General features: G+C 69.7%; 18 protein-coding genes. 16 read left to right on the plus strand and 2 right to left on the minus strand.

What is annotated here, in order from left to right; all coding sequences use genetic code 11:
• The first annotated feature begins 141 nt into the window (after positions 1–141).
• The gene (locus AB7E03_RS03485; protein ID WP_489939349.1) at positions 142–789 is read left to right on the plus strand and encodes a DUF1990 domain-containing protein; all 648 of its coding nucleotides are present in this window, start codon (positions 142–144) and stop codon (positions 787–789) included.
• On the plus strand, positions 789–2024 hold the full coding sequence (gene hemW, locus AB7E03_RS03490; RefSeq protein WP_489939351.1) for a radical SAM family heme chaperone HemW: 1236 nt from the start codon (positions 789–791) through the stop codon (positions 2022–2024). The genes AB7E03_RS03485 and hemW overlap by 1 nt, the downstream gene beginning before the upstream one ends.
• A gap of 39 nt (positions 2025–2063) precedes the next feature.
• Here hemW and AB7E03_RS03495 read toward each other — a convergent pair whose 3' ends face one another.
• Together AB7E03_RS03495 and AB7E03_RS03500 are read right to left on the minus strand one after the other, a co-directional pair.
• Positions 2064–2447, minus strand: a complete 384-nt coding sequence (locus AB7E03_RS03495) for a DUF4870 domain-containing protein (protein ID WP_489939353.1) — start codon at positions 2445–2447, stop codon at positions 2064–2066.
• Between the two features lie 94 nt (positions 2448–2541).
• A complete protein-coding gene (locus tag AB7E03_RS03500; protein WP_489939355.1) occupies positions 2542–3057 on the minus strand; it encodes a DUF4870 domain-containing protein in 516 nt (171 codons plus the stop codon).
• Between the two features lie 157 nt (positions 3058–3214).
• On the opposite strand from AB7E03_RS03500, the gene hrcA reads away from it, so the two are divergent.
• The 14 genes from hrcA to AB7E03_RS03570 all read left to right on the plus strand — a co-directional run bounded on the left by hrcA (position 3215) and on the right by AB7E03_RS03570 (position 19272).
• Positions 3215–4237: a heat-inducible transcriptional repressor HrcA gene (hrcA, locus tag AB7E03_RS03505; RefSeq protein WP_489939357.1), complete on the plus strand. Its 1023-nt coding sequence runs from the start codon at positions 3215–3217 to the stop codon at positions 4235–4237.
• A gap of 55 nt (positions 4238–4292) precedes the next feature.
• Positions 4293–5408, plus strand: a complete 1116-nt coding sequence (dnaJ, locus tag AB7E03_RS03510) for a molecular chaperone DnaJ (protein ID WP_441782301.1) — start codon at positions 4293–4295, stop codon at positions 5406–5408.
• Between the two features lie 8 nt (positions 5409–5416).
• Positions 5417–6145, plus strand: a complete 729-nt coding sequence (locus AB7E03_RS03515) for a 16S rRNA (uracil(1498)-N(3))-methyltransferase (RefSeq protein ID WP_489939360.1) — start codon at positions 5417–5419, stop codon at positions 6143–6145.
• Positions 6146–6197: 52 nt separating this feature from the next.
• Positions 6198–6563 (plus strand): histidine triad nucleotide-binding protein, encoded by a 366-nt coding sequence (locus tag AB7E03_RS03520; RefSeq protein WP_489939362.1) that lies wholly within the window; start codon positions 6198–6200, stop codon positions 6561–6563.
• Positions 6553–7635 (plus strand): PhoH family protein, encoded by a 1083-nt coding sequence (locus AB7E03_RS03525; protein ID WP_489939364.1) that lies wholly within the window; start codon positions 6553–6555, stop codon positions 7633–7635. The genes AB7E03_RS03520 and AB7E03_RS03525 overlap by 11 nt, the downstream gene beginning before the upstream one ends.
• Before the next feature lie 7 nt (positions 7636–7642).
• Positions 7643–8104, plus strand: a complete 462-nt coding sequence (ybeY, locus tag AB7E03_RS03530; RefSeq protein WP_121260820.1) for an rRNA maturation RNase YbeY — start codon at positions 7643–7645, stop codon at positions 8102–8104.
• 8 nt (positions 8105–8112) lie between these two features.
• A complete protein-coding gene (locus AB7E03_RS03535) occupies positions 8113–9531 on the plus strand; it encodes a hemolysin family protein (protein WP_489939366.1) in 1419 nt (472 codons plus the stop codon).
• Positions 9528–10421, plus strand: coding sequence for a GTPase Era (era, locus tag AB7E03_RS03540; RefSeq protein ID WP_489939368.1), 894 nt, complete (start codon positions 9528–9530; stop codon positions 10419–10421). Before AB7E03_RS03535 ends, era begins: the two co-directional genes overlap by 4 nt.
• An 89-nt stretch (positions 10422–10510) precedes the next feature.
• Positions 10511–12367: a sensor histidine kinase gene (locus AB7E03_RS03545; protein WP_489939370.1), complete on the plus strand. Its 1857-nt coding sequence runs from the start codon at positions 10511–10513 to the stop codon at positions 12365–12367.
• A gap of 5 nt (positions 12368–12372) precedes the next feature.
• Positions 12373–13050, plus strand: coding sequence for a response regulator (locus AB7E03_RS03550; RefSeq protein WP_489942851.1), 678 nt, complete (start codon positions 12373–12375; stop codon positions 13048–13050).
• A 106-nt stretch (positions 13051–13156) separates the two neighbouring features.
• Complete coding sequence (locus AB7E03_RS03555) at positions 13157–13912, plus strand: ABC transporter ATP-binding protein (protein WP_489939372.1); 756 nt, start codon at positions 13157–13159, stop codon at positions 13910–13912.
• On the plus strand, positions 13909–15354 hold the full coding sequence (locus AB7E03_RS03560) for an ABC transporter permease (RefSeq protein WP_489939374.1): 1446 nt from the start codon (positions 13909–13911) through the stop codon (positions 15352–15354). Before AB7E03_RS03555 ends, AB7E03_RS03560 begins: the two co-directional genes overlap by 4 nt.
• A 148-nt stretch (positions 15355–15502) precedes the next feature.
• Entirely contained in the window at positions 15503–16792 is a 1290-nt protein-coding gene (locus AB7E03_RS03565) for an alpha/beta hydrolase (protein ID WP_489939376.1), read from the plus strand.
• Complete coding sequence (locus tag AB7E03_RS03570; RefSeq protein ID WP_489939378.1) at positions 16789–19272, plus strand: bifunctional lysylphosphatidylglycerol flippase/synthetase MprF; 2484 nt, start codon at positions 16789–16791, stop codon at positions 19270–19272. Before AB7E03_RS03565 ends, AB7E03_RS03570 begins: the two co-directional genes overlap by 4 nt.
• Positions 19273–19353 lie beyond the last annotated feature (81 nt).

Below are 19353 nucleotides of genomic sequence, written 5' to 3' on the forward strand. Positions count from 1 at the left end.
GATCGTGCGCCGTTATTTTTTACTCGGCGACCCTCGGGTTACACAGAAGAAGGATTAAAAGTAGGCCGATCTGCGCGGGCATCCGGTTCGGCGGCCGCAGCCCGTTTCGCGAACCCCGGGGACATGGCGGAAGATGAATACATGCGCCGCTCCACGTTCACCGATCAACCCGTCACGTACGGGGCGGTCGGCGGCACCCAGGCGGCCGATCTGCTGTACTACCCGCCGAAGGGCTACAAGCCGCTCGAGCGCAGCATCCGGCTGGGCAGCGGCGACGAGCGGTTCGAGACCGCGGCCACCGCGCTGATGGCGTGGGGTGTGCAGAAGGGCAGCGGCATCCAGGTCACGGACGTCCACGAGGGAACCGGCGTTCAGTACGAGGGCGTCGAGTTCGGCCCGGACGGCACACCGGTCCGGATGCGCACCAACCGGCCGGAGGAGGACGTCTTCGCCGACGACGGAACACCGTTCGTCCGCAATGGGATGACCGCGGTCCTGAAGATTCCGTTCGGCCCGTTCCGGGTGTCCGCGCCGATCCGCGTCGTGTATGTCGTCGACGAGCCGCACCGGCGCGGCTTCGCCTACGGCACCCTGCACGGCCACCCGGAGAGCGGAGAGGAACTGTTCCTCGTCGAACAGCGTGAGGACGGGACGGTCTGGTTCCTGCTCCGCGCGCTGTCCCGACCCTCCAATGCGTTCTACCGCCTGGTGTCGCCCGTGCTCACCCTGGTGCAGCGCCGGTTCACCGCGAAGTACCTGCGCGCGCTCCACCCCGTCCGGTCCGCCTGATGCCGAGCGTCCTTCCGCTCGGGGACCCGGCGCCCGCCGACGGTCTGCTCCCCGCGACCGCCGCCGACGGCACCGAGACCCGCGACTTCGGCGTCTACCTGCACGTGCCGTTCTGCCGGGTGCGCTGCGGGTACTGCGACTTCAACACCTACACGGCCACCGAGCTGCGCGGGGTCTCGCAGTCGGACTACGCCGGGCACGCGGTCCGGGAGGTGGAGTTCGCCGCGGGTGCACTCCGCGCCAGCGGTATCCCCGACCGTCCTGCGTCGACCGTCTTCTTCGGGGGCGGCACGCCCACGCTGCTGCCGCCCGGCGATCTCGGTGCGATGCTCGGCGCGGTCAGGGACACGTGGGGTCTCGCCGAAGGGGCGGAGGTGACCACGGAGGCGAACCCGGACTCGGTGGATGCCGACGACCTGCGGCGCCTGGCCGACGCCGGGTTCACCCGCGTGTCGTTCGGGATGCAGTCCGCCGTCCCGCATGTGCTGGAGACGCTGGAGCGCACCCATGACCCGGCGCGCATCCCGCTGGTGGTCGGCTGGGCGCGCGAGGCCGGCCTGCAGGTCAGCCTCGACCTCATTTACGGCACGCCGGGGGAGTCGCTCGACGACTGGTCGCAGAGCCTCGACACCGCGCTCGCCTGCCAGCCCGACCACTTGTCGGCGTACGCCCTGATCGTCGAGCCGGGCACGAAGCTGGCCCGACAGATCCGGTCCGGCCAGGTGCCCGAGCCGGATGACGACCTCGAGGCCGACATGTACGAGCTCGCGGACACGCGGCTCGCCGACGCCGGCTACGACTGGTACGAGGTGAGCAACTGGGCGACGGATGCGGCCCACCGGTCGCGTCACAATCTGGCCTACTGGCTCGGCCACGACTGGTGGGGCATCGGTCCGGGCGCGCACAGTCACGTCGGAGGCGTCCGCTGGTGGAACGTGAAGCATCCCGCCGCGTACGCCCAGCGAGTCCTAGCCGGCGAGTCGCCGGCCGCCGGGCGCGAGACGCTCGACAGCGAGACCCGCCACGTGGAGCGCGTGCTGCTGCTGTCGCGCATCCGCGACGGTCTGCGCACCACTGAACTCGGGGAGTCCGGACGACACGAGGTGCCCGGGCTGATCGCGGACGGTCTCGTAGACGGAAGAGCCGCCCTCCGCGGGTCGATCGTGCTGACCCTGCGGGGGCGGCTCCTGGCCGACGCGGTCGTGCGCCGGCTGCTGGCCGACGAGGCCGCGTGACGGCTCGCCCAGTGGACGAGGCCGACCGGCATCGCTCGCCTAGCTGACGAAGCGGATGGCCACCGGGTACGTGTAGTACTCGCCCTGGTTGGCCTTCACCGCGGCGATGATGCTGAACACGATGTTGATCACCCACGCGGCGATGATGATGAAGATCCCGACGACGACGATCGACAGGATGCCGCCGACGATGTACGCGATGAAGATGGTGATCTGGAAGTTGAGCGCCGTCGCCGTGTGCGCGCGCACGAACGGACCGCGGTCCTTCAGCACGAGGTAGCCGATCAGCGCCGGGATCCAGTTGAACAGGATGCCGCCGACCTGCACGAGGGTGGCCCACAGCTTCTCGTCGGCGGGGCTGAGCTGTTGCGCCCCTCCGTACGGCTGCTGGGGCGGTGGGGGCGGCGGGGGTGTCGCGGACATGGTGCTGTTCTCCTCTGACGGACCAGGGGTGGACGTGATCAAGCCAGCCTAGGGCGCGCGGCCCCAGGCTGAAAAGAGCCTGAACGCGGTATCCCTACTTGATGAACCGGAAGTTCACCGGGTAGCGGTAGGTGCCTCCGCTGTTCACGCGGACGAAACCGAGGATCGAGAACACGAGGTTCACGATGTACAGCGCCCACGGGATCAGCAGGCCGAACAGCAGGTAGCCGATGCCGTAAGTGAAGCTGCCGATGATGATCCCGATGATCTGGGAGGCGACCCAGGCGATGATCCAGGTGATCTGCCAGTTGAGAGCCTCTTTGGCCTCCTGGTTGGTGAGGCGTCCTCGGTCCTTGAAGACGAGCCAGATGATCAGTGAGGGAAGGATCCAGAGGATGCCGCCGAGGTGGGCGAACGACGCCCACTGCTTGTCCTGGGCCGGGTCGAGCGGCGCGGCCTGGGCGGCGTAGGGCTGCTGCGGTGCGCCGGCCGGCTGGGAGTACGGCTGCTGGGGCGGGACGTTCGAGTACGGCTGCTGCGGGGGGACGCCGCCGGGCTGCTGCGGCGGGACACCGTCCGCGGGGTCGGAGGGCTGGTTCGGGTCTGTCATCGGCGGAACCCTTTCGTGATCGGTTGCAACACTGTCGAACCGGTGCCCATACGGTACTGCGGGCGAGTCTCAGGCAGCAATCATCCTGACCGCGTTTCGGCGCGGTAGGATTGGCACTCAGGAACAGCGAGTGCTAATCGGTCGACGGGAGGCGGAGATGGTCTCGGAACGCAGCCTCGAAGTGTTGCGCGTCATCGTCCAGGACTACGTGGCGTCGCGGGAGCCGGTCGGGTCGAAGAGCATCGTGGAGCGGCACTCCTTCGGCGTGTCGGCTGCCACCATCCGGAACGACATGGCGCTGCTGGAAGAAGAGGAGCTCATCGCGGCCCCGCACACCTCCTCGGGCCGCGTGCCGACCGACAAGGGCTACCGGCTGTTCGTCGACCACCTCGCTGAGGTCCGCCCGCTGACACCGGCGCAGCGCACCGCGATCGAGACGTTCCTCGGCGAGTCCGTCGACTTCGACGACGTGCTCTCGCGCACCGTGCGCCTGCTCTCGCAGCTGACGAGCCAGGTCGCCCTGGTGCAGTACCCGTCGGTAGCGCGCTCGCGCATCCGGCACATCGAACTGGTTGCACTTGCGCCGCGCCGGCTGCTCAGCGTGCTGATCACCGACTCGGGCGCCGTCGAGCAGCGCGTGATCGAGTCGCACGTCGAGATCAGCGACGAGGATGTGGCCGAGATCCGCGGTGCGATCAACGGCGCCGCTGCGGGGCTGACCCTCGCAGAGGCGACCGCGCGGCTGCGGGAGCTGCCGGCAGCGCTGACCGAACGCACTCGCCAGCTCGTCGAACCGGTCGTCGGTGCCTTGCTCGACCAGATCGCCGCCAACCGGCAGGAGAAATTGGTCATGGCGGGTGCCGCGAATCTCGTCCGCACCGAGCACGACTTCCCCGGCAGCATCACACCGGTGCTGGAGGCCATCGAAGAGCAGGTCGTCCTGCTCCGGCTGTTCGATGAGATGGCGACCGACCAGCACGGCGTGGCGGTCAGCATCGGGCGCGAGAACGCCGTGTTCGGGCTGACGGAAGCATCCATCCTCTCCAGTGGTTACAGTGCGGCGGGATCGGATGTGGCCCGCGTGGGCCTGCTCGGGCCGCTCCGCATGGACTACTCCGGCAACATGGCGGCCGTCCGCGCGGTCGCCCGCTACCTCTCCCGGCTGCTCGGCGACCAGTAGGCCGCCTGCGACCGAGACCACAACACGCGATCGAGAAGAAGAAGGAACAGCCTACGTGGCCGACCACTACGAAGTCCTCGGCGTCGAGCGCGACGCCAGCCCCGACCAGATCAAGAAGGCGTACCGCCGGCTCGCGCGCGAGTTGCACCCGGATGTGAACCCCAGTTCTGAGGCGCAGGAGCGCTTCAAGCTCGTCACGCACGCCTACGACGTGCTCAGCGATCCGCAACAGCGCCAGCAGTACGACCTGGGCGGCTCCGGCGGCTTCGGCGGGGGCGCGGGAGCCGGCGACTTCGCCGGGTTCAGCGACATCTTCGAGACGTTCTTCGGCGGCGGTGGAGGGGCGACGCGCGGTCCGCGGTCGCGCCGCGAGCGTGGCCAGGACGCCCTGCTCCGCGTGGAGGTGGACCTGGACGAGGTCATCTTCGGCACGCACCGCGACCTGGAGGTCGACACGGCGGTCGTCTGCGAGACCTGCAACGGCTCGTGCTGCCAGCCGGGCACCCAGCCGGTGACGTGCGACATCTGTCACGGCACCGGCAGCATCCAGCGCTCGGTGCGGTCCCTGCTCGGCAACGTGATGACCTCCAGCCCCTGCGGTACCTGCCGCGGCTACGGCACCGTCATCGCGACGCCGTGCGTGACCTGCCAGGGTCAGGGACGCGTCCGCGCCCGGCGTTCCGTGCCGGTCGACATCCCCGCCGGCGTCGACACCGGCCTGCGGCTGCAGATGCCGGGCAGCGGCGAGGCCGGCCCCGCCGGTGGCCCGAACGGCGACCTGTATCTGGAGATCAAGGTCAAGCACCACGAGGTTTTCAGCCGTGACGGCGACGACCTGCTCTGCACGCTCGAGCTGTCGATGACGGATGCGATCCTCGGCACCACGGCGACGATGAAGGCGCTCGACGGCGACATCCGGCTCGAACTGAAGCCCGGGACGCAGTCCGCCGACATCATCACGGTGAAGGATCGCGGCATCACGCACCTGCGGGGAGCCGGACGCGGAGACCTACGGGTCGGCATCCAGGTGGTCACGCCCACGAAGCTCGACCACAAGGAGAAAGAGCTGATCAAGAAGTTCGCCGCGACCCACGCGGGCCCGGAGCCGTCGCTCGCGCGGTTCCAGCAGGGGCTGTTCGCGAAGCTGCGCGACCGGTTCCTCAACCTCTGAGGTGAATCGTGGCCTCCCTCTACCTGCGTGAGGATCTCGACGACGTCGAGGTCGGCGCCCGGCTGTCGCTGACCGGCGCCGAGGCGAAGCACGCGGCGACCGTGAACCGCACACGTCCCGGCGAGTCGGTGCTGATCGGCAACGGCCGCGGACTCGTCGCCTCGGGCGAGGTGCTCGTCTCCACGAACACCGAGCTGACCATCGACGTGGAGTCGGTCTCGCGCGTCGAGCGCCCGGCTCCGCTGATCACGCTGGTGCAGGCCCTGGCGAAGGGCGACCGCGATGAACTCGCGGTGCAGGCGGCCACCGAACTGGGTGTCGATGCGGTGGTGCCGTGGGCAGCCTCCCGATCGGTCTCCCGGTGGGACGGCGCGAAGGTCGCGAAGGGCCGCGAGCGCTGGGCCACGATCGTGCGGGAGGCGGCGAAGCAGTCGATCCGCGCGTGGACGCCGGAGGTCGCCGAGCTCGCAGCGACGAAGCAGGTCGCCGGGCTGGCCAGCAGCAGCCGGGTGCTCGTGCTGGAGCCCGACGCCGACACTCCGCTGACCGCAATCGAGCCGGATGGCCGCGACCTGGTGCTGGTGGTCGGCCCGGAAGGCGGTATCGCGCCGCAGGAGCTCGCGCTGTTCCGTGAGGCGGGCGCCGAGATCGTGCGGCTGGGCAGCACGGTGCTCCGCACCTCCACCGCGGGCCCCGCCGCCCTCGCGGTGCTGAACGCGGCTCTCAACCGCTGGTGACGCCCTGGGCGGACACCCCGCCGTTGTCGGCCCTCGCGAATAGGATGGAGGCATGGCAGAAACGGAGCGTTCGATCTTCTCCCGCATCATCGCGGGCGAGATCCCAGCCGACGTCGTGTACGACTCGGAGCGGTTGATCGCGTTCCGCGACATCGCCCCGAAGGCGCCGCTGCACCTGCTCGTCGTTCCGAAGACGGAGCAGTACCGCGATGTCGCGGAGCTTGCCGCCGGTGACACCGAGCTCCTCGCCGAGCTGGTGGCGACCGCCAAACGCCTCGCCGAGGAGTACGGCGACGGCGACTACCGCTTGATCTTCAACTCGGGCGAGGGTGCGGGTCAGACCGTGTTCCACGTCCATGCACATGTACTGAGCGCCGCCGGCGAAGGCGGGCTCGAGGAAGGAAGCCTTGCCCTCTAGCGATTCGACCGCGGCCCCCGGCGAGGGCGCGGAAGCCCGGCTGAGCGTCGACGGCGTGCAGATGGTCCGCCTGCTCGGCCCACAGGACCGCCTGCTGACCACGCTGGAGCGCCAGTACCCGCTGGTCAGCGTGCACGTGCGCGGCAACGAGATCACCCTCGCCGGCGACCCGACGCAGGTCGCCGCTGCCCAGCGCCTCGTCGAGGAGCTGCTGCAGATGGTGCGCAACGGCCAGGAACTGTCGCCTGCCGAGGTCACGAGCTCGGCCAAGATGCTCGGCACCGACCTCAACCTGAGCCCGGCGGATGTGCTCGGCCAGGCCATCCTGACCGCGCGGGGCAAGAGCATCCGCCCGAAGACGCTCGGGCAGAGCCAGTACGTCGACGCGATCGACCACAGCACGATCGTGTTCGGGATCGGGCCGGCCGGTACCGGCAAGACCTACCTCGCCATGGCGAAGGCCGTGCAGGCGCTCCAGCGCAAAGAGGTCACCCGCATCATCCTGACCCGTCCGGCGGTCGAAGCGGGGGAGCGCCTCGGCTACCTGCCCGGCACCCTGACGGACAAGATCGACCCGTACCTGCGGCCGCTGTACGACGCACTCAACGAGATGATGGACCCGGACCTCGTCCCGAAGCTCCTCGCCGCCGGCACCATCGAGGTGGCGCCGCTGGCGTACATGCGTGGGCGGACGCTTAACGACTCGTTCATCATCCTCGATGAGGCGCAGAACACGACGCCGGAGCAGATGAAGATGTTCCTCACGCGTCTCGGCTTCAACTCGAAGATGGTCGTCACCGGCGACATCACCCAGGTCGACCTCCCCAACGCGGCGAGCGGTCTGCGCCTGGTGACCCGCGTGCTCAACGACATCGACGACATCCACTTCGCCCGGCTGACGAGCGAAGACGTCGTGCGGCACAGCCTCGTCGGCCGCATCGTCGACGCCTACACCGAGTACGACGCGCGCCAGCAGGCGCGGCACTACGAGCGGGAGCAGGCGGCCGAGTTCGCCAATCGCGCCGAGCGCCGCGGCGGATCGCCGCGCGACCACCTCCCGAAGCGACGATAGGGCCGCAGTGAGCATCGAGATCAACAACGAGTCGACCATCGAGGTGGACGAGGCCGCCCTGCAGCGGCTCGCCACCTATGCGTTCGACATCCTGCACGTGCATCCTGACGCCGAGCTCGCGATCGTGCTCGTCGACGAGGCTGCCATGGAGCAGCTGCACGTGCAGTGGATGGACGAGCCGGGCCCGACCGACGTGCTCAGCTTCCCGATGGACGAACTCCGCCCGGGAACGGAAGAGGAGCCGTCGCCCGCCGGGCTTCTCGGCGACGTCGTGCTCTGCCCGCAGGTCGCCCAGGTGCAGGCGGAGACGGCCGGTCACTCCCTGATGGATGAGCTGCTCCTGCTGACGACGCACGGCATCCTGCACCTGCTGGGCTTCGACCACGCCGAACCGGCCGAGGAGCGTGAGATGTTCGCCATCCAGCGCGACATCCTCGTCGGGTTCGCGCGCTACGACCGACAGCGGTAGGGGGCAGGATGCTGCAGGCGCTGTTCTTCATCGTCGCGTTCCTGCTGGTGGCTTTCGGCGGTCTGATGGCCGCTGTCGACTCGGCGCTTGCGGTGCAGTCGCGCGGCGATATCGCCGACCTGGCCGAGACGTCCCGTGCGAAGAAGTCCCTCCGCTCGATCGCGGAGGATCCGGGCGCCTACCTCAACGCGGTCAGCTTCACCCGCCTCCTCGCCGAGACGACGGCTGCGGTGCTCGTGACGCTCGCCTTCGAGCAGATCTTCGCGGAGTGGTGGGTCTCGCTCATCCTCGCGGCGCTGATCATGACCGCGGTGTCCTTCGTGCTGGTGGGCGTAAGCCCCCGCAGCGTTGGCCGGGCGAACGCGCCCGTGCTGCTCCGGCTGACCGCGCCGATCGTCCGGTTCGTGCGCGTGGTGCTCGGGCCCATCCCGGGCGGGCTGGTCGCGCTCGGCAATCGGGTGACGCCGTCGCGCGCCCGGTCGGCGCCGGTCACCAGCGAGGAGCAACTCCTCTCAATCGTCGACGAGGCGACCGAGTTCGACGTGCTCGAAGAGGACGACCGCGAACTCATCCACTCGATCTTCGAGTTCAACGCGACGGTGGTGCGCGAGGTGATGATCCCGCGGACCGACATGGTCACCGTGGATTCGACGGCCGGCCTCGGCACCGCGATGGGACTCTTCTTCAGCACCGGCGTCTCGCGCATGCCCGTCATCGACGGCGGCGACCCGGACGAAGTGGTCGGCATCCTCTATCTGCGCGATGCGGCCAAGCTGAGCTACGAGCGGCCGCTCGGCGCCGACGACATCACCGTCCAGGAGCTGGCGCGCCCCGCCCTGTTCGTGCCCGAGTCGCAGAAAGCCGACGCTCTGCTCGCCCAGATGCAGCGCGAATCCAATCACCTGGCGATGGTGGTGGACGAGTACGGCGGTATCGCGGGCCTGGTCACGCTCGAGGACCTGATCGAGGAGCTGGTCGGAGACATCTCGGACGAGTACGACCATGAGCTGGAGCTCATCCAGGTGCTCGGCGAGGGCCGCTACCGGATCGCCACGCGCCTGCCCATCGACGATCTCGGCGAACTGTTCGACATCGAGATCGAGGAGGAGGACGTCGACAGCGTCGGCGGCCTCGTCACCAAAGCGCTCGGGCGGCTGCCGGAGGTCGGTTCCACGGTCACGGTGCACGGGCTGAGGTTCACCGTCGACCGCATCGAGGGACGGCACAAGCATGTCGCGACGGTGCTGGTGGAGCGGGATGCGGCACTGCTGCCCGAGCCCACCGAACGCCCGGAGCGCACCGAACGGCCGGAACGCCCGGAGCGCCACGAACGCCCGGAGCGCCACGAACGCCCGGACCGCAGCGACCGGCACAGCGAGTCCCGCCACGGCGACTCCAGACACACCGCACAGGAGACCAGATCGTGACCGAGTACCACGCCGGATTCGTTTCGTTCGTCGGCCGCCCCAACGTGGGCAAGTCGACGCTGACCAACGCCCTGGTCGGTGAGAAGGTCGCGATCACGAGCTCCAAGCCGCAGACGACAAGGCGTGCCATCCGGGGGATCGTGCACCAGAAGGACGGCCAGCTCATCCTGGTGGACACCCCGGGCATCCACCGCCCGCGCACCCTTCTCGGGGAGCGCCTCAATTCGCTCGTTCAGTCGACGCTGGGCGACGTGGATGTCATCGGGTTCTGCATTCCGGCGGACGAGAAGATCGGCCCGGGCGACCGGTTCATCAACGAGCAGCTCGACGAGTACCCGCGAGCCAAGAAGGTGGCCATTGTCACCAAGGTGGATGCGACGGGCAAGGCACAGGTCGCCGAGCAGCTGCTCGCGGTGTCGGCCCTGCGGGAGTGGGAGGCGATCGTCCCCGTGTCGGCGGTGAGCAACATCCAGCTGGAGACACTGACCTCCGAACTGATGAAGCTGCTTCCCGTTTCTCCGGCGCCGCTTTACCCGGAGGAGGCGATCACCGACGAGGGCCTGGAGGACCGCATCTCCGAAATGATCCGCGAGGCGGTGCTGGAGGGCGTCGAGGACGAACTGCCGCACTCGCTCGCGGTGACCATCGACGACATCGTGGAACGCGACGACAAGGACCTCGTCGAGGTCTACGCGAACCTGTTCGTCGAGCGCGACAGCCAGAAGGCGATCGTGATCGGGAAAGGCGGGAGCCGCATCCGCGACGTGGGTGCGACCGCTCGCGTGCCGATCGAGCAGCTGCTCGGCCGCCACGTGTTCCTGTCGATCCGGGTGAAGGTCGCGAAAGACTGGCAGCGCGACCCGAAGCAGCTGGGCCGACTCGGGTTCTGAGGGGGCGTCCGCGGCGGCCTCGTACATCCCGAGGATGATTCCCGTGACCGGATGCCCGGCCGCGGTGCGCCGGACCGTACGGTAGAAGCATGCCCGACCGCCGCCGACTGCTGAGCGCACTGGCGCCGCACCGCTGGGTGCTGGAGCCTGCGCTCGCGCTAGCGCTGTTCGCGGCGTGGCTGGTCACCGGCCTCCCGTTCGATATGGCGGCGGGCCTCGCGCTCGTGTTCTACTGCGCCGCGGTGGCGCTGTCGCGCATCCTTCCGGCCGTCGCGCTGGGGCTCGTCTGGATCGCTGTGCTGCTGGAGCTGACCGAGCAGGAGCCGATGGACGGCGCGTTCCGGATGATCGCGGCGATCGCTGTCGTCGCGGCGCTCGTCGGCGTCGCGGCGCACGGCGGGCGGGTGCTGCGCTGGTTCGACTTCGGGTCGGCGATCCTGTTCGCGCCCGCCCTGGCGTACCTGTTCACGGTGCGCGGCGACCTGAAGTTTCCACAGTTCGGCCCGGTGATCGGCGGCTACTACACCAGCCAGGGAGTTGGTTTCCTGCTGATGAGCCTGCTGCTGGCGGTGATCTTCGTCGCAGGATGGCTGCTCGGCTTCCTGGTGGCTCGGCAGCGCGCGGAGACGGCCGGGCGCGGGCCATCGGTGCTCGTCTGGCTGGCGTCGAACGGGGGAGCAGAGGTCACCGAGGACGAGAATGATCGTGCTGTGCTGGTCCGGCGGCTCACGCGGACCCAGCTGACGGCCGACATCCTCGGGGCCGTCCTTTTCGAGGTGTTCTGCCTGGTGGTCGGCGAGCAGGATCGCGCCGCCTTCGTCGTGCTGACCGCCTTCGCAGTGGCCGTCGCCCTCCGCCGGCTGTCGCCGGCGGTCGCCCTGGTGATCGCGTGGCTCGCGGCGGTGCTCCAGATGACGACCGGCCACAGCATCCTGGTCAGCGACCTGGGCGTGCTGATCGTGCTGTACGCCACGGCGAGGTACGGCGACCGGATCGTGCGGGGCGCCGGACTCATCTCGGCGGGCATCGGCGCGCTCGTCGCTGCGCTGTACCTGACGGTGACCTCGGCGGTCGCGCAGAACTACTACGACCTGTTGTCGAGCGCGATCGCCAGCGTCGCACTGCAGTTCGCGTTCTTGTTCGTCGTCAGCATCACGGTGCTCGGGCTGTCGTGGGTTCTCGGCCTGCTCGCGCGCACCTGGCGGAACGCCCGTGTGGCCCGCCGCGCTCGAGCCGAGGCGGAGCTGGACCGCAACCGCGCAGTGGAGGACGTGGTGGTCGAGCAAGAGCGGACGCGCATCGCCCGCGACATGCACGACGTCGTCGCCCACTCGCTCGCCGTTGTCATCGCGCAGGCCGATGGCGCCCGCTACGCCCGGCACTCCGACCCGGACGCGGTGGATGAGGCGCTCGCGACGATCGCATCCACCGCCCGTTCGGCGCTCGGCGACGTGCGCGTACTGCTCGCGGAGCTGCGGCAGTCGCATCCCTCTGACACTCCACGTCAGCCGGGCGAGCACGACGGCCCGCAGCCGTCGCTGGCGGACCTCGACCTGACCATCGAGCACATCCGGTCGGCCGGACTCCCCGTCACCCTCGAGCGGCACGGAGAGGTCGCGGGGCTCGGCTCCGCGCAACAGCTCGCCGCCTTCCGCATCGTGCAGGAGGCGCTCACCAACGCGCTGCGGCACGGCAACACCGGTAGCCCTGCGAGCGTCGTGCTCGCGGAGGCGCCCGCCGACCGCGGCCCAGGACTCGTCATCACCGTGAGGAACAGCATGAGAGATACCACCCTCGAACCGACCACGACCGGGGCGCTGCCGCGGATCGGCCACGGACTTCCGGGGATGCGCGAGCGCGCCTCCCTCGCCGGCGGCTCGCTCACCGCGGGGCCCGTCGCCGGCGAGTTCGTCGTCACGGCTTTCCTTCCGGGGGCGGCCGCGTGACCGGGGTGGAGTCGGCGCCGATCCGGGTGCTGCTGGTGGACGACCAGCCGCTGTTCCGGGCCGGCGTGCGAATGCTGCTCAGCTCCCAGGGCGACCTCGAGTTCGCGGGGGAGGCGGGCAACGGCCAGGAGGGCGTCCGGCTGGCGGCAGAGACGCGGCCGGATGTGGTGCTCATGGACATCCGGATGCCCGTGATGGACGGCATCGCGGCGACGAGCACGATCATCGAAGAGGCGGAGCGGGCCGGACGGACGCCGCCCCGCATCGTCGTCCTGACGACGTTCGACCTGGACGAGGCGGCGGCTCGCGCCATCCGCGGAGGCGCGAGCGGGTTCGTGCTCAAGGACGCCGAGCCGGAGTTCCTGCTCGCCGCCATCCGGACGGTGCACGCGGGCAGCGCCGTGATCGCCGCCGGAGCGACCCGGGAGCTGTTCGAGTACTTCTCCTCCGCACAGCCGAGCCTCCCGGAGCCGCCGGAGTTCGCGTCCCTCACCTCGCGCGAGCGCGAGATCTTCGTGCTGGCCGCTCGCGGCTTGAGCAACGCCGAGATCGCCGGCTCCGAGTTTCTGAGCGAGGCCACGGTGAAGACGCACATCTCGCGCATCCTCGCCAAACTCGGCCTGCGCGACCGCGTGCAAATGGTGGTCTACGCGTTCGAGCACGGGCTGACAGCGGTCGAGTAGGCGGGCTGGCGCGGTAGCGGTACCACTCCGCGTCATCCTCAGGGAGGACACAGGATCGCCCCGCCGCCCGATCCGCCGGGGAGACGGCATCCCTAGCGTTGAGGTCATGGAGCTGACTCTCACCGATACGGTGGCCCGCGTCGAAGCGGCCACGAAGACCTACGGCACCGGCGCGGGGCGCGTGAACGCGCTCGACGGCGTCACCCTCGGCATTCCGGCCGGCCGGTTCACCGCGATCATGGGACCGAGCGGGTCCGGCAAGTCGACGCTGATGCACGTCATGGCCGGGCTCGACTCTGTCACCGGGGGTCGCGTGTTTCTGGGCGACACGGAGATCACGCACCTGGGGGATGCGGAGTTGACCCTCCTGCGCCGCCGCCGCGTCGGCTTCGTGTTCCAGTCGTTCAACCTGGTGCCGACGTTGGATGTGCGGGGCAACATCCTGCTCCCGTTCGAGCTGGACGGCCGCCGTCCCACCCGCGAGCAGAACGAGTGGATCGACCACCTGATCGACACGCTCGGCTTGCGCGACCGGCTGACCCACCGTCCGCACGAGCTGTCCGGCGGGCAGCAGCAGCGCGCCGCCATCGTCCGCGCCCTCGCGACTCGGCCCGACCTCGTGTTCGCCGACGAGCCGACCGGCAACCTCGACTCGCGCACCGGGCGCGAGGTGCTCGGGGTGCTGCAGGAGGCATCCCGGACCTTCGGCCAGAGCATCGCCATGGTCACCCACGACCCGGTGGCCGCCAGCTACGCCGATCACATCGTCTTCCTGGCCGACGGCCGGGTGGCCGCCGAGCGACCGCAATCGACGCCTGAGGAGATCTCGTCGTTCATGCTCGGGATGGAGGCGCGCGCGTGAGCCGGCCGTTCTCGGCGTTCCGGGCGAACGCGCGCGACCATCGGGCGGGCATCCTCGTCGCGGCGCTGAGCGCTGCCTTCGGGGTGGCGCTGGTCGGAGGCGTGAACGTGCTCGGCGCCTACATCGGCGCCTCGTCGATGGGGGAGCACAGCAGCGTCCAGCTCGCCCTCACCGTGGTCGCCGGAATCTTCTTCGTCGTCGCGGTCTACGTCGGCGCCATCGTCACCACGAACACGTTCGCGACGGTCATCGCGGGTCGCACGCGTACCATCGCGCTGCTGCGGCTGATCGGCTCCAGCGCCCGGACGCAGCGGCGCTCGGTCGCCGGCGAGGGGTTGGCCGTCGGACTGATCGGGGGAACGGTCGGAGGCGCGGCAGCCGCAGTGCTCGCCCTGGCGGCCGTGCGCGTCCTCGTGGTCACGGGGGCGATCCCGGAGGCGACGTACCCGGTCCTCAGCATCGAGATGGTGCCTCCGGTCGTCGCCGTCGTGCTCACCACGTGGCTCGCGTCGTGGGTCGGCAGCCGCCGCGTGCTCGCGGTGACGCCGATGCAGGCGCTGGGCGCGGCCCAGGAACGTCCGGCGGCGGTCGTCCGCAGCCGCGGCCGGCTCGCGGTGTCTCTGGTGCTGATCGTCGTGGGCGCCGCACTGCTCGTGTTCGGACTGCTGCTCGGCCTCGGCACGTTCGTGAAGGTGAGTGCGACGCTGGCGAGCCTGTCGTCGTACGGGGTCCTGATCGCCCTGCCCGGCGGCATCCTGTCGTTCACCGGGATCGTCCTCGCTGCGCCGTTCTTCCTGCCCGCCGTTCTGCGGGCCGTCGGCCTCCTGCTCGGCCGGGGAGCAGCGGGCCGCCTCGCTGCCGCGAACGCGGTGCGGAACCCTGAGCGCAGCTCCCGCACCGCGATCGGCCTGGTCATCGGGGTGACGCTGATCACGATGTTCGTGGTCGCCGCATCCACGTGGCAGCAGCTGATCAGGGATGCGTCCGCGCGCGAGCCGGGCATGTACGAGGGAGCCGACCAGGTGATCGGCGGGACGCTGGCGGTGTTCACGGTGCTGGTCGGGTTCTCCGCTGTGATCGCGGCGTGCGGCGTCGTCAACACTCTTTCGCTCAGCGTGCTGCAGCGCGGACGGGAACTGGGACTCCTGCGCGCCCTCGGCTTCAGCGCGGGCCAGGTGCGTCGGATGGTTCTCGCCGAGAGCGCTCAGCTGACCGTCGCCTCTGTGGCCACCGGGCTCATCCTCGGCACGGCGTACGGCTGGATCGGGGCGCAGTCCCTGCTCGGGATGATCCCCGGCGGCGGTCTGCTCGCGCCGGTGTTCCCGTGGCCGTTCCTGGCCGCGATCCTGGTGGGAGCGGCCGCACTCGCGCTCGTCGCCGCCCTCGCGCCGACCCGCCGGGCCACACGGGTGTCGCCGGTCGCGGCCCTCGCGGTGGAGTGACACGCCCTGGATGGTTGCTGAACTCTCACAGAGCTTCAGCTATCGATGAACTGAGCCCGGGATAATGGGGCGGCCCGAGTGGCCGCCCCGTGCTCCGCCCGCCTGCGGGCCCATGTCCGCCCCGAGAGGATGCCCCCTGAACTGGCTGATGACCCTGAGGATCGACGAGCCGCGGTTCCTCACCGCGCTGTACGTCGCGGCCGGGATCCTGGCGCTGTACCTGCTCATCCGCCCGACCTGGCGCCGGACGCTGGCAGGTCTGACGGCCGCGGTGGTGGGCGGACTCGCCGGGTGGTTCCTGGTCTGGCTGGTCACCGACGTACTGGATGTGTTCGGCGTCGGTCTCACTCCCGTGACGACCCTGTGGACGGCCCTGGGCTTCGGCGGAGTGAGCCTCGCGATCGCGAACCTGTTCCGCTCCCGCTGGTGGCGGAAGGTGATCGCCGCGGTCAGCATCCCTGTGTTCGTGGCTGCGGCGTTCTGCGGGATCAACGTCGACTTCGGTGCGTACCGCAACCTCAACGACGTGCTCGGCGTGGTCCCGTACGGGGCGCTGCAGCTGCACTCCGAGCACGGCGAGGTGGTCGCCGGGACGGACTGGCGTGCGACGAGAACGGCCGCCGCGGGTACCGAGGTGCCCGTTAAGGGCGAGGTCGGCACGGTGCGCATCCCGGCGACCGAGTCCCGGTTCCCCGCGCGCACGGCGGTCGTCTACCTGCCGCCGGTCGCGCTGACCCCGAACCCTCCGGCTCTCCCCGTGCTGTACGCACTGTCTGGGCAGCCAGGCGCGCCGGCCGACATGTTCACGGCGGGCGGGATGGCGACGGCGATGGATGCGTTCGCCGCCGAGCATGACGGCTATGCGCCGATCGTCGTCGCGGCCGACCAGCTCGGCGGCCCTGGCCGCAATCCGATGTGCGTCGACTCCCGCGACTTCGGGAATTCCGCGACGTATCTCCTGACGGATGTGCGCAACTGGGTGCGTTCGAACCTGCGCGTGAGCAGCGATCCGGCAGGATGGAGCGTGTTCGGCTACTCGCAGGGCGCGACGTGCGCCGTGCAGTTCGCGAGCGGGCGGCCGGACCTGTTCGGTTCCGCGCTGGCGTCGTCGAGCGAGCTGGGACCGACACTGGGGAATGAGGAGCTGACGATCAGCACGGGATTCGGGGGATCCAAGGAGGCGTTCGAGAAGGCACAGCCGGCTTCTCTGCTCGCCGCGAACGCACCGTACCGGGATTCGGTCATGGTGTTCGGCGCTGGGGCGATGGATGCGAAGTACTCGGGCTTCGCGCGAACCCTGTACGAAAAGGCGAAGAGCGCGGGCATCCGTGCCCAGCTGCTCAGCTCGCCGGACACCGCGCACGACTGGAAGACGGTGCGCTACGTCCTCGCGCACGGCTTCCCCGTGATCGCGCGACAGCTGGGGCTCGGTTCGTGAAGCCGGCCGCTCTGGCCGCGCGTACCGGCCGGCTCATCGCGCAGCATCCGTTCACCACCGCGGTGACCCTGCTCGTCCTGGTGCTCGCGCTGGCGACCGGTCCCATCCGGGGTCCGCATCGTCCCCTCCGCGGCTGGCTCGGCGCCGGCGCCGTCCAGCTGCTCGACGGGCACTGGTGGTCGCCGTTCACAGCGGTGCTGTTCACCGACGACCTGCTCGAACTCATCGTCGTCCTCATCCTGACGGTCGCGCTCGTCGGCGTGTCCGAACGGCTCATGGGGACCTGGCGGACGGCGCTCGCCCTCTTCGGGACGGCCGTGGTCGGCATTGTCGTCGGGGTCCTGGTGCAGGTGGTCGCCAACGACATCGGCGAGCTGTGGGCACGCAACGTGCACGGGCTGCTGGTGCTGGATGCGTTCACGGCGATCGGCGGCACGATCATGACGGCGAGTGCGTTCGCCGGAACGCTGTGGCGCCGCCGCATCCGGGTCATCACCCTCCTCGTCGCGATCATGTACCTGCTGTATTCGGGGCTGCCCTCCGACCTGTACCGGCTGCTCGCCGTGCTCACGGGCCTGGCCCTGGGGCCGCTGCTGCGTCAGGTACGCGTCGCCGGAGGCTGGCTGCGCAGCTCGCATCACGAGGTCCGGGTGCTGCTCGCGTCGGCTCTGACGATCACGGCGCTCGGGCCGGTCATCGGCCTGCTCGGGTCGACCCGGTACGGGATGCTGTCGCCGATCGGCCTGCTGTTCAGCAACGAGGCGCCGAGCGCGAGCGCGGTCGTGGAACGCTGCCAGGCGTTCGCCGTGACGCGGCAGTGCTTCCGCGATCTCACGCTCGAACGGATCAACGGCCTGGGTCCGGTCCTCCTCTCGGTGCTGCCGCTGCTGCTCCTGCTGGTCGCGGCGTACGGGCTGCTGCGCGGCCGGCGGTTCGCCGTGTGGCTGGCCGTGTCGGTCAACGGCTTGCTGGCGCTGCTCTCCGCGCTCTACTACGGAATCCTCCCGGTCGCCTCCGCCCATCCCGTCGGGTCGCCGCGGTACTGGGAGGTGACGGTCATCCTGGCGATGTCGACGCTCATCCCGCTGGCCATGGCCGTGCTGTTGATCGTCTACCGCAGGCACTTCACGGTCATGCCGTCGGCACGGGCCGTGCGGAGATACATCATCCTGGTGCTGGCGACCGGTGTGGGCCTCATCGTCTTCTATGTGTTCGTCGGATGGCTGCAGCGCGACACCGGGTTCACCCGGCCGATCGAGGTCGGCGACCTGCTCGCGGACGTACTCGAGCGTTTCGTGCCGGTGAGCTTCCTGCGGCGCGAACCGGTGGAATACCTTCCCACCACGCCGTTTGCGACGGTCGTCTACCACAACATCGGAACCGTGTTCTGGCTCGTCGCGATCGTCGGCGCCATCCCGGCGACCCTCGGCCGCGGGCTGCGCAGGCGGGGCACGGGAGAGGCCGCTCACGTGCGCGACCTGCTGCACCGCGGCGGCGGCGACGCCATCTCGTTCATGGCGACCTGGCCAGGCAACTCCTTCTGGTTCGATCCGATCGGCGGAGGTGCGATCGCCTACCGGGTCGAGGGGCGCGTCGCGCTGACCACCGGTGGTCCGTTCGGGAGCCCCGGGCCGCAGGACGGCGCCATCCAGGGATTCGCCCGGTTCTGCGACGATAACGGCTGGATCCCCGTCTTCTATAGCGTGGATGCGCACTACGGGCCGCTGTTCGAGCGCCTCGGCTGGTCGACCATGACGGTCGCCGAGGAGACCGTCATCCGGCCGCAGCTGTGGGCGACGACCGGCAAGAAGTGGCAGGACGTCCGGTCGTCGATCAACCGGGCGCAGCGCGCGGGCATCCGGTCGGAGTGGACGAGCTTCGCGGCCCTCCCGCTCACCGCCTCCGTCCAGCTGTCGGACATCTCCGAGCAGTGGGTCGCCGAGAAAGACCTGCCCGAGATGGGCTTCACCCTGGGCGGTCTCGACGAGTTGCGCGACCCCGAGGTCCGGCTGATGCTCGCGGTGGATGAGGACGGCCGTATCGAGGCCGTCACCAGCTGGCTGCCGACCTACCGCAACGGCATCGTCGTCGGCTGGACCCTCGACTTCATGCGCCGGCGCCCGGACAGCATCAACGGCGTCATGGAGTTCCTCATCGCCGAGGCGGCCACGCGGATGAAGGAGGACGGCATCGAGTTCATGTCGCTCTCGGCGGCGCCCCTTGCGCACACGGCTTCAACGGCCGAGGGCGAGAAGGACACGATGGACCGCGTGCTCGGCTACCTAAGTTCGTCGCTCGAGCCGGTCTACGGCTTCCGTTCGCTGCTGAAGTTCAAGCAGAAGTTCCAGCCCGAGCTGCACCCGCTGATCATGGCCTATCCGGACCCGGTCGCCCTGCCCGCGATCGGTATCGCGCTGGTGCGCGCGTACCTGCCGGAGCTGTCGGTGCGGCAGGCCGCCGGCTTCGTTCGGGGGCGGTAGGAGGGCATCCCGGGAGTGCGTCGTGGTACCCTCGGTGCTGTGTACGGTCTGCTCCTCCTTAGCTGCCGCGACGAGTCCTAG

The organism is Leifsonia sp. RCC_180, assembly GCF_058138205.1.

Bases quoted from the DNA above. Each gene is read 5' to 3' on its own strand.
- hemW (WP_489939351.1), top strand. From the start codon at position 789: ATGCCGAGCGTCCTTCCGCTCGGGGACCCGGCGCCCGCCGACGGTCTG.
- AB7E03_RS03555 (WP_489939372.1), top strand. From the start codon at position 13,157: ATGGAGCTGACTCTCACCGATACGGTGGCCCGCGTCGAAGCGGCCACG.
- AB7E03_RS03565 (WP_489939376.1), top strand. From the start codon at position 15,503: ATGACCCTGAGGATCGACGAGCCGCGGTTCCTCACCGCGCTGTACGTC.
- AB7E03_RS03500 (WP_489939355.1), bottom strand. From the start codon at position 3,057: ATGACAGACCCGAACCAGCCCTCCGACCCCGCGGACGGTGTCCCGCCG.
- AB7E03_RS03535 (WP_489939366.1), top strand. From the start codon at position 8,113: ATGCTGCAGGCGCTGTTCTTCATCGTCGCGTTCCTGCTGGTGGCTTTC.
- AB7E03_RS03520 (WP_489939362.1), top strand. From the start codon at position 6,198: ATGGCAGAAACGGAGCGTTCGATCTTCTCCCGCATCATCGCGGGCGAG.
- hrcA (WP_489939357.1), top strand. From the start codon at position 3,215: ATGGTCTCGGAACGCAGCCTCGAAGTGTTGCGCGTCATCGTCCAGGAC.
- AB7E03_RS03485 (WP_489939349.1), top strand. From the start codon at position 142: ATGCGCCGCTCCACGTTCACCGATCAACCCGTCACGTACGGGGCGGTC.
- AB7E03_RS03495 (WP_489939353.1), bottom strand. From the start codon at position 2,447: ATGTCCGCGACACCCCCGCCGCCCCCACCGCCCCAGCAGCCGTACGGA.
- AB7E03_RS03545 (WP_489939370.1), top strand. From the start codon at position 10,511: ATGCCCGACCGCCGCCGACTGCTGAGCGCACTGGCGCCGCACCGCTGG.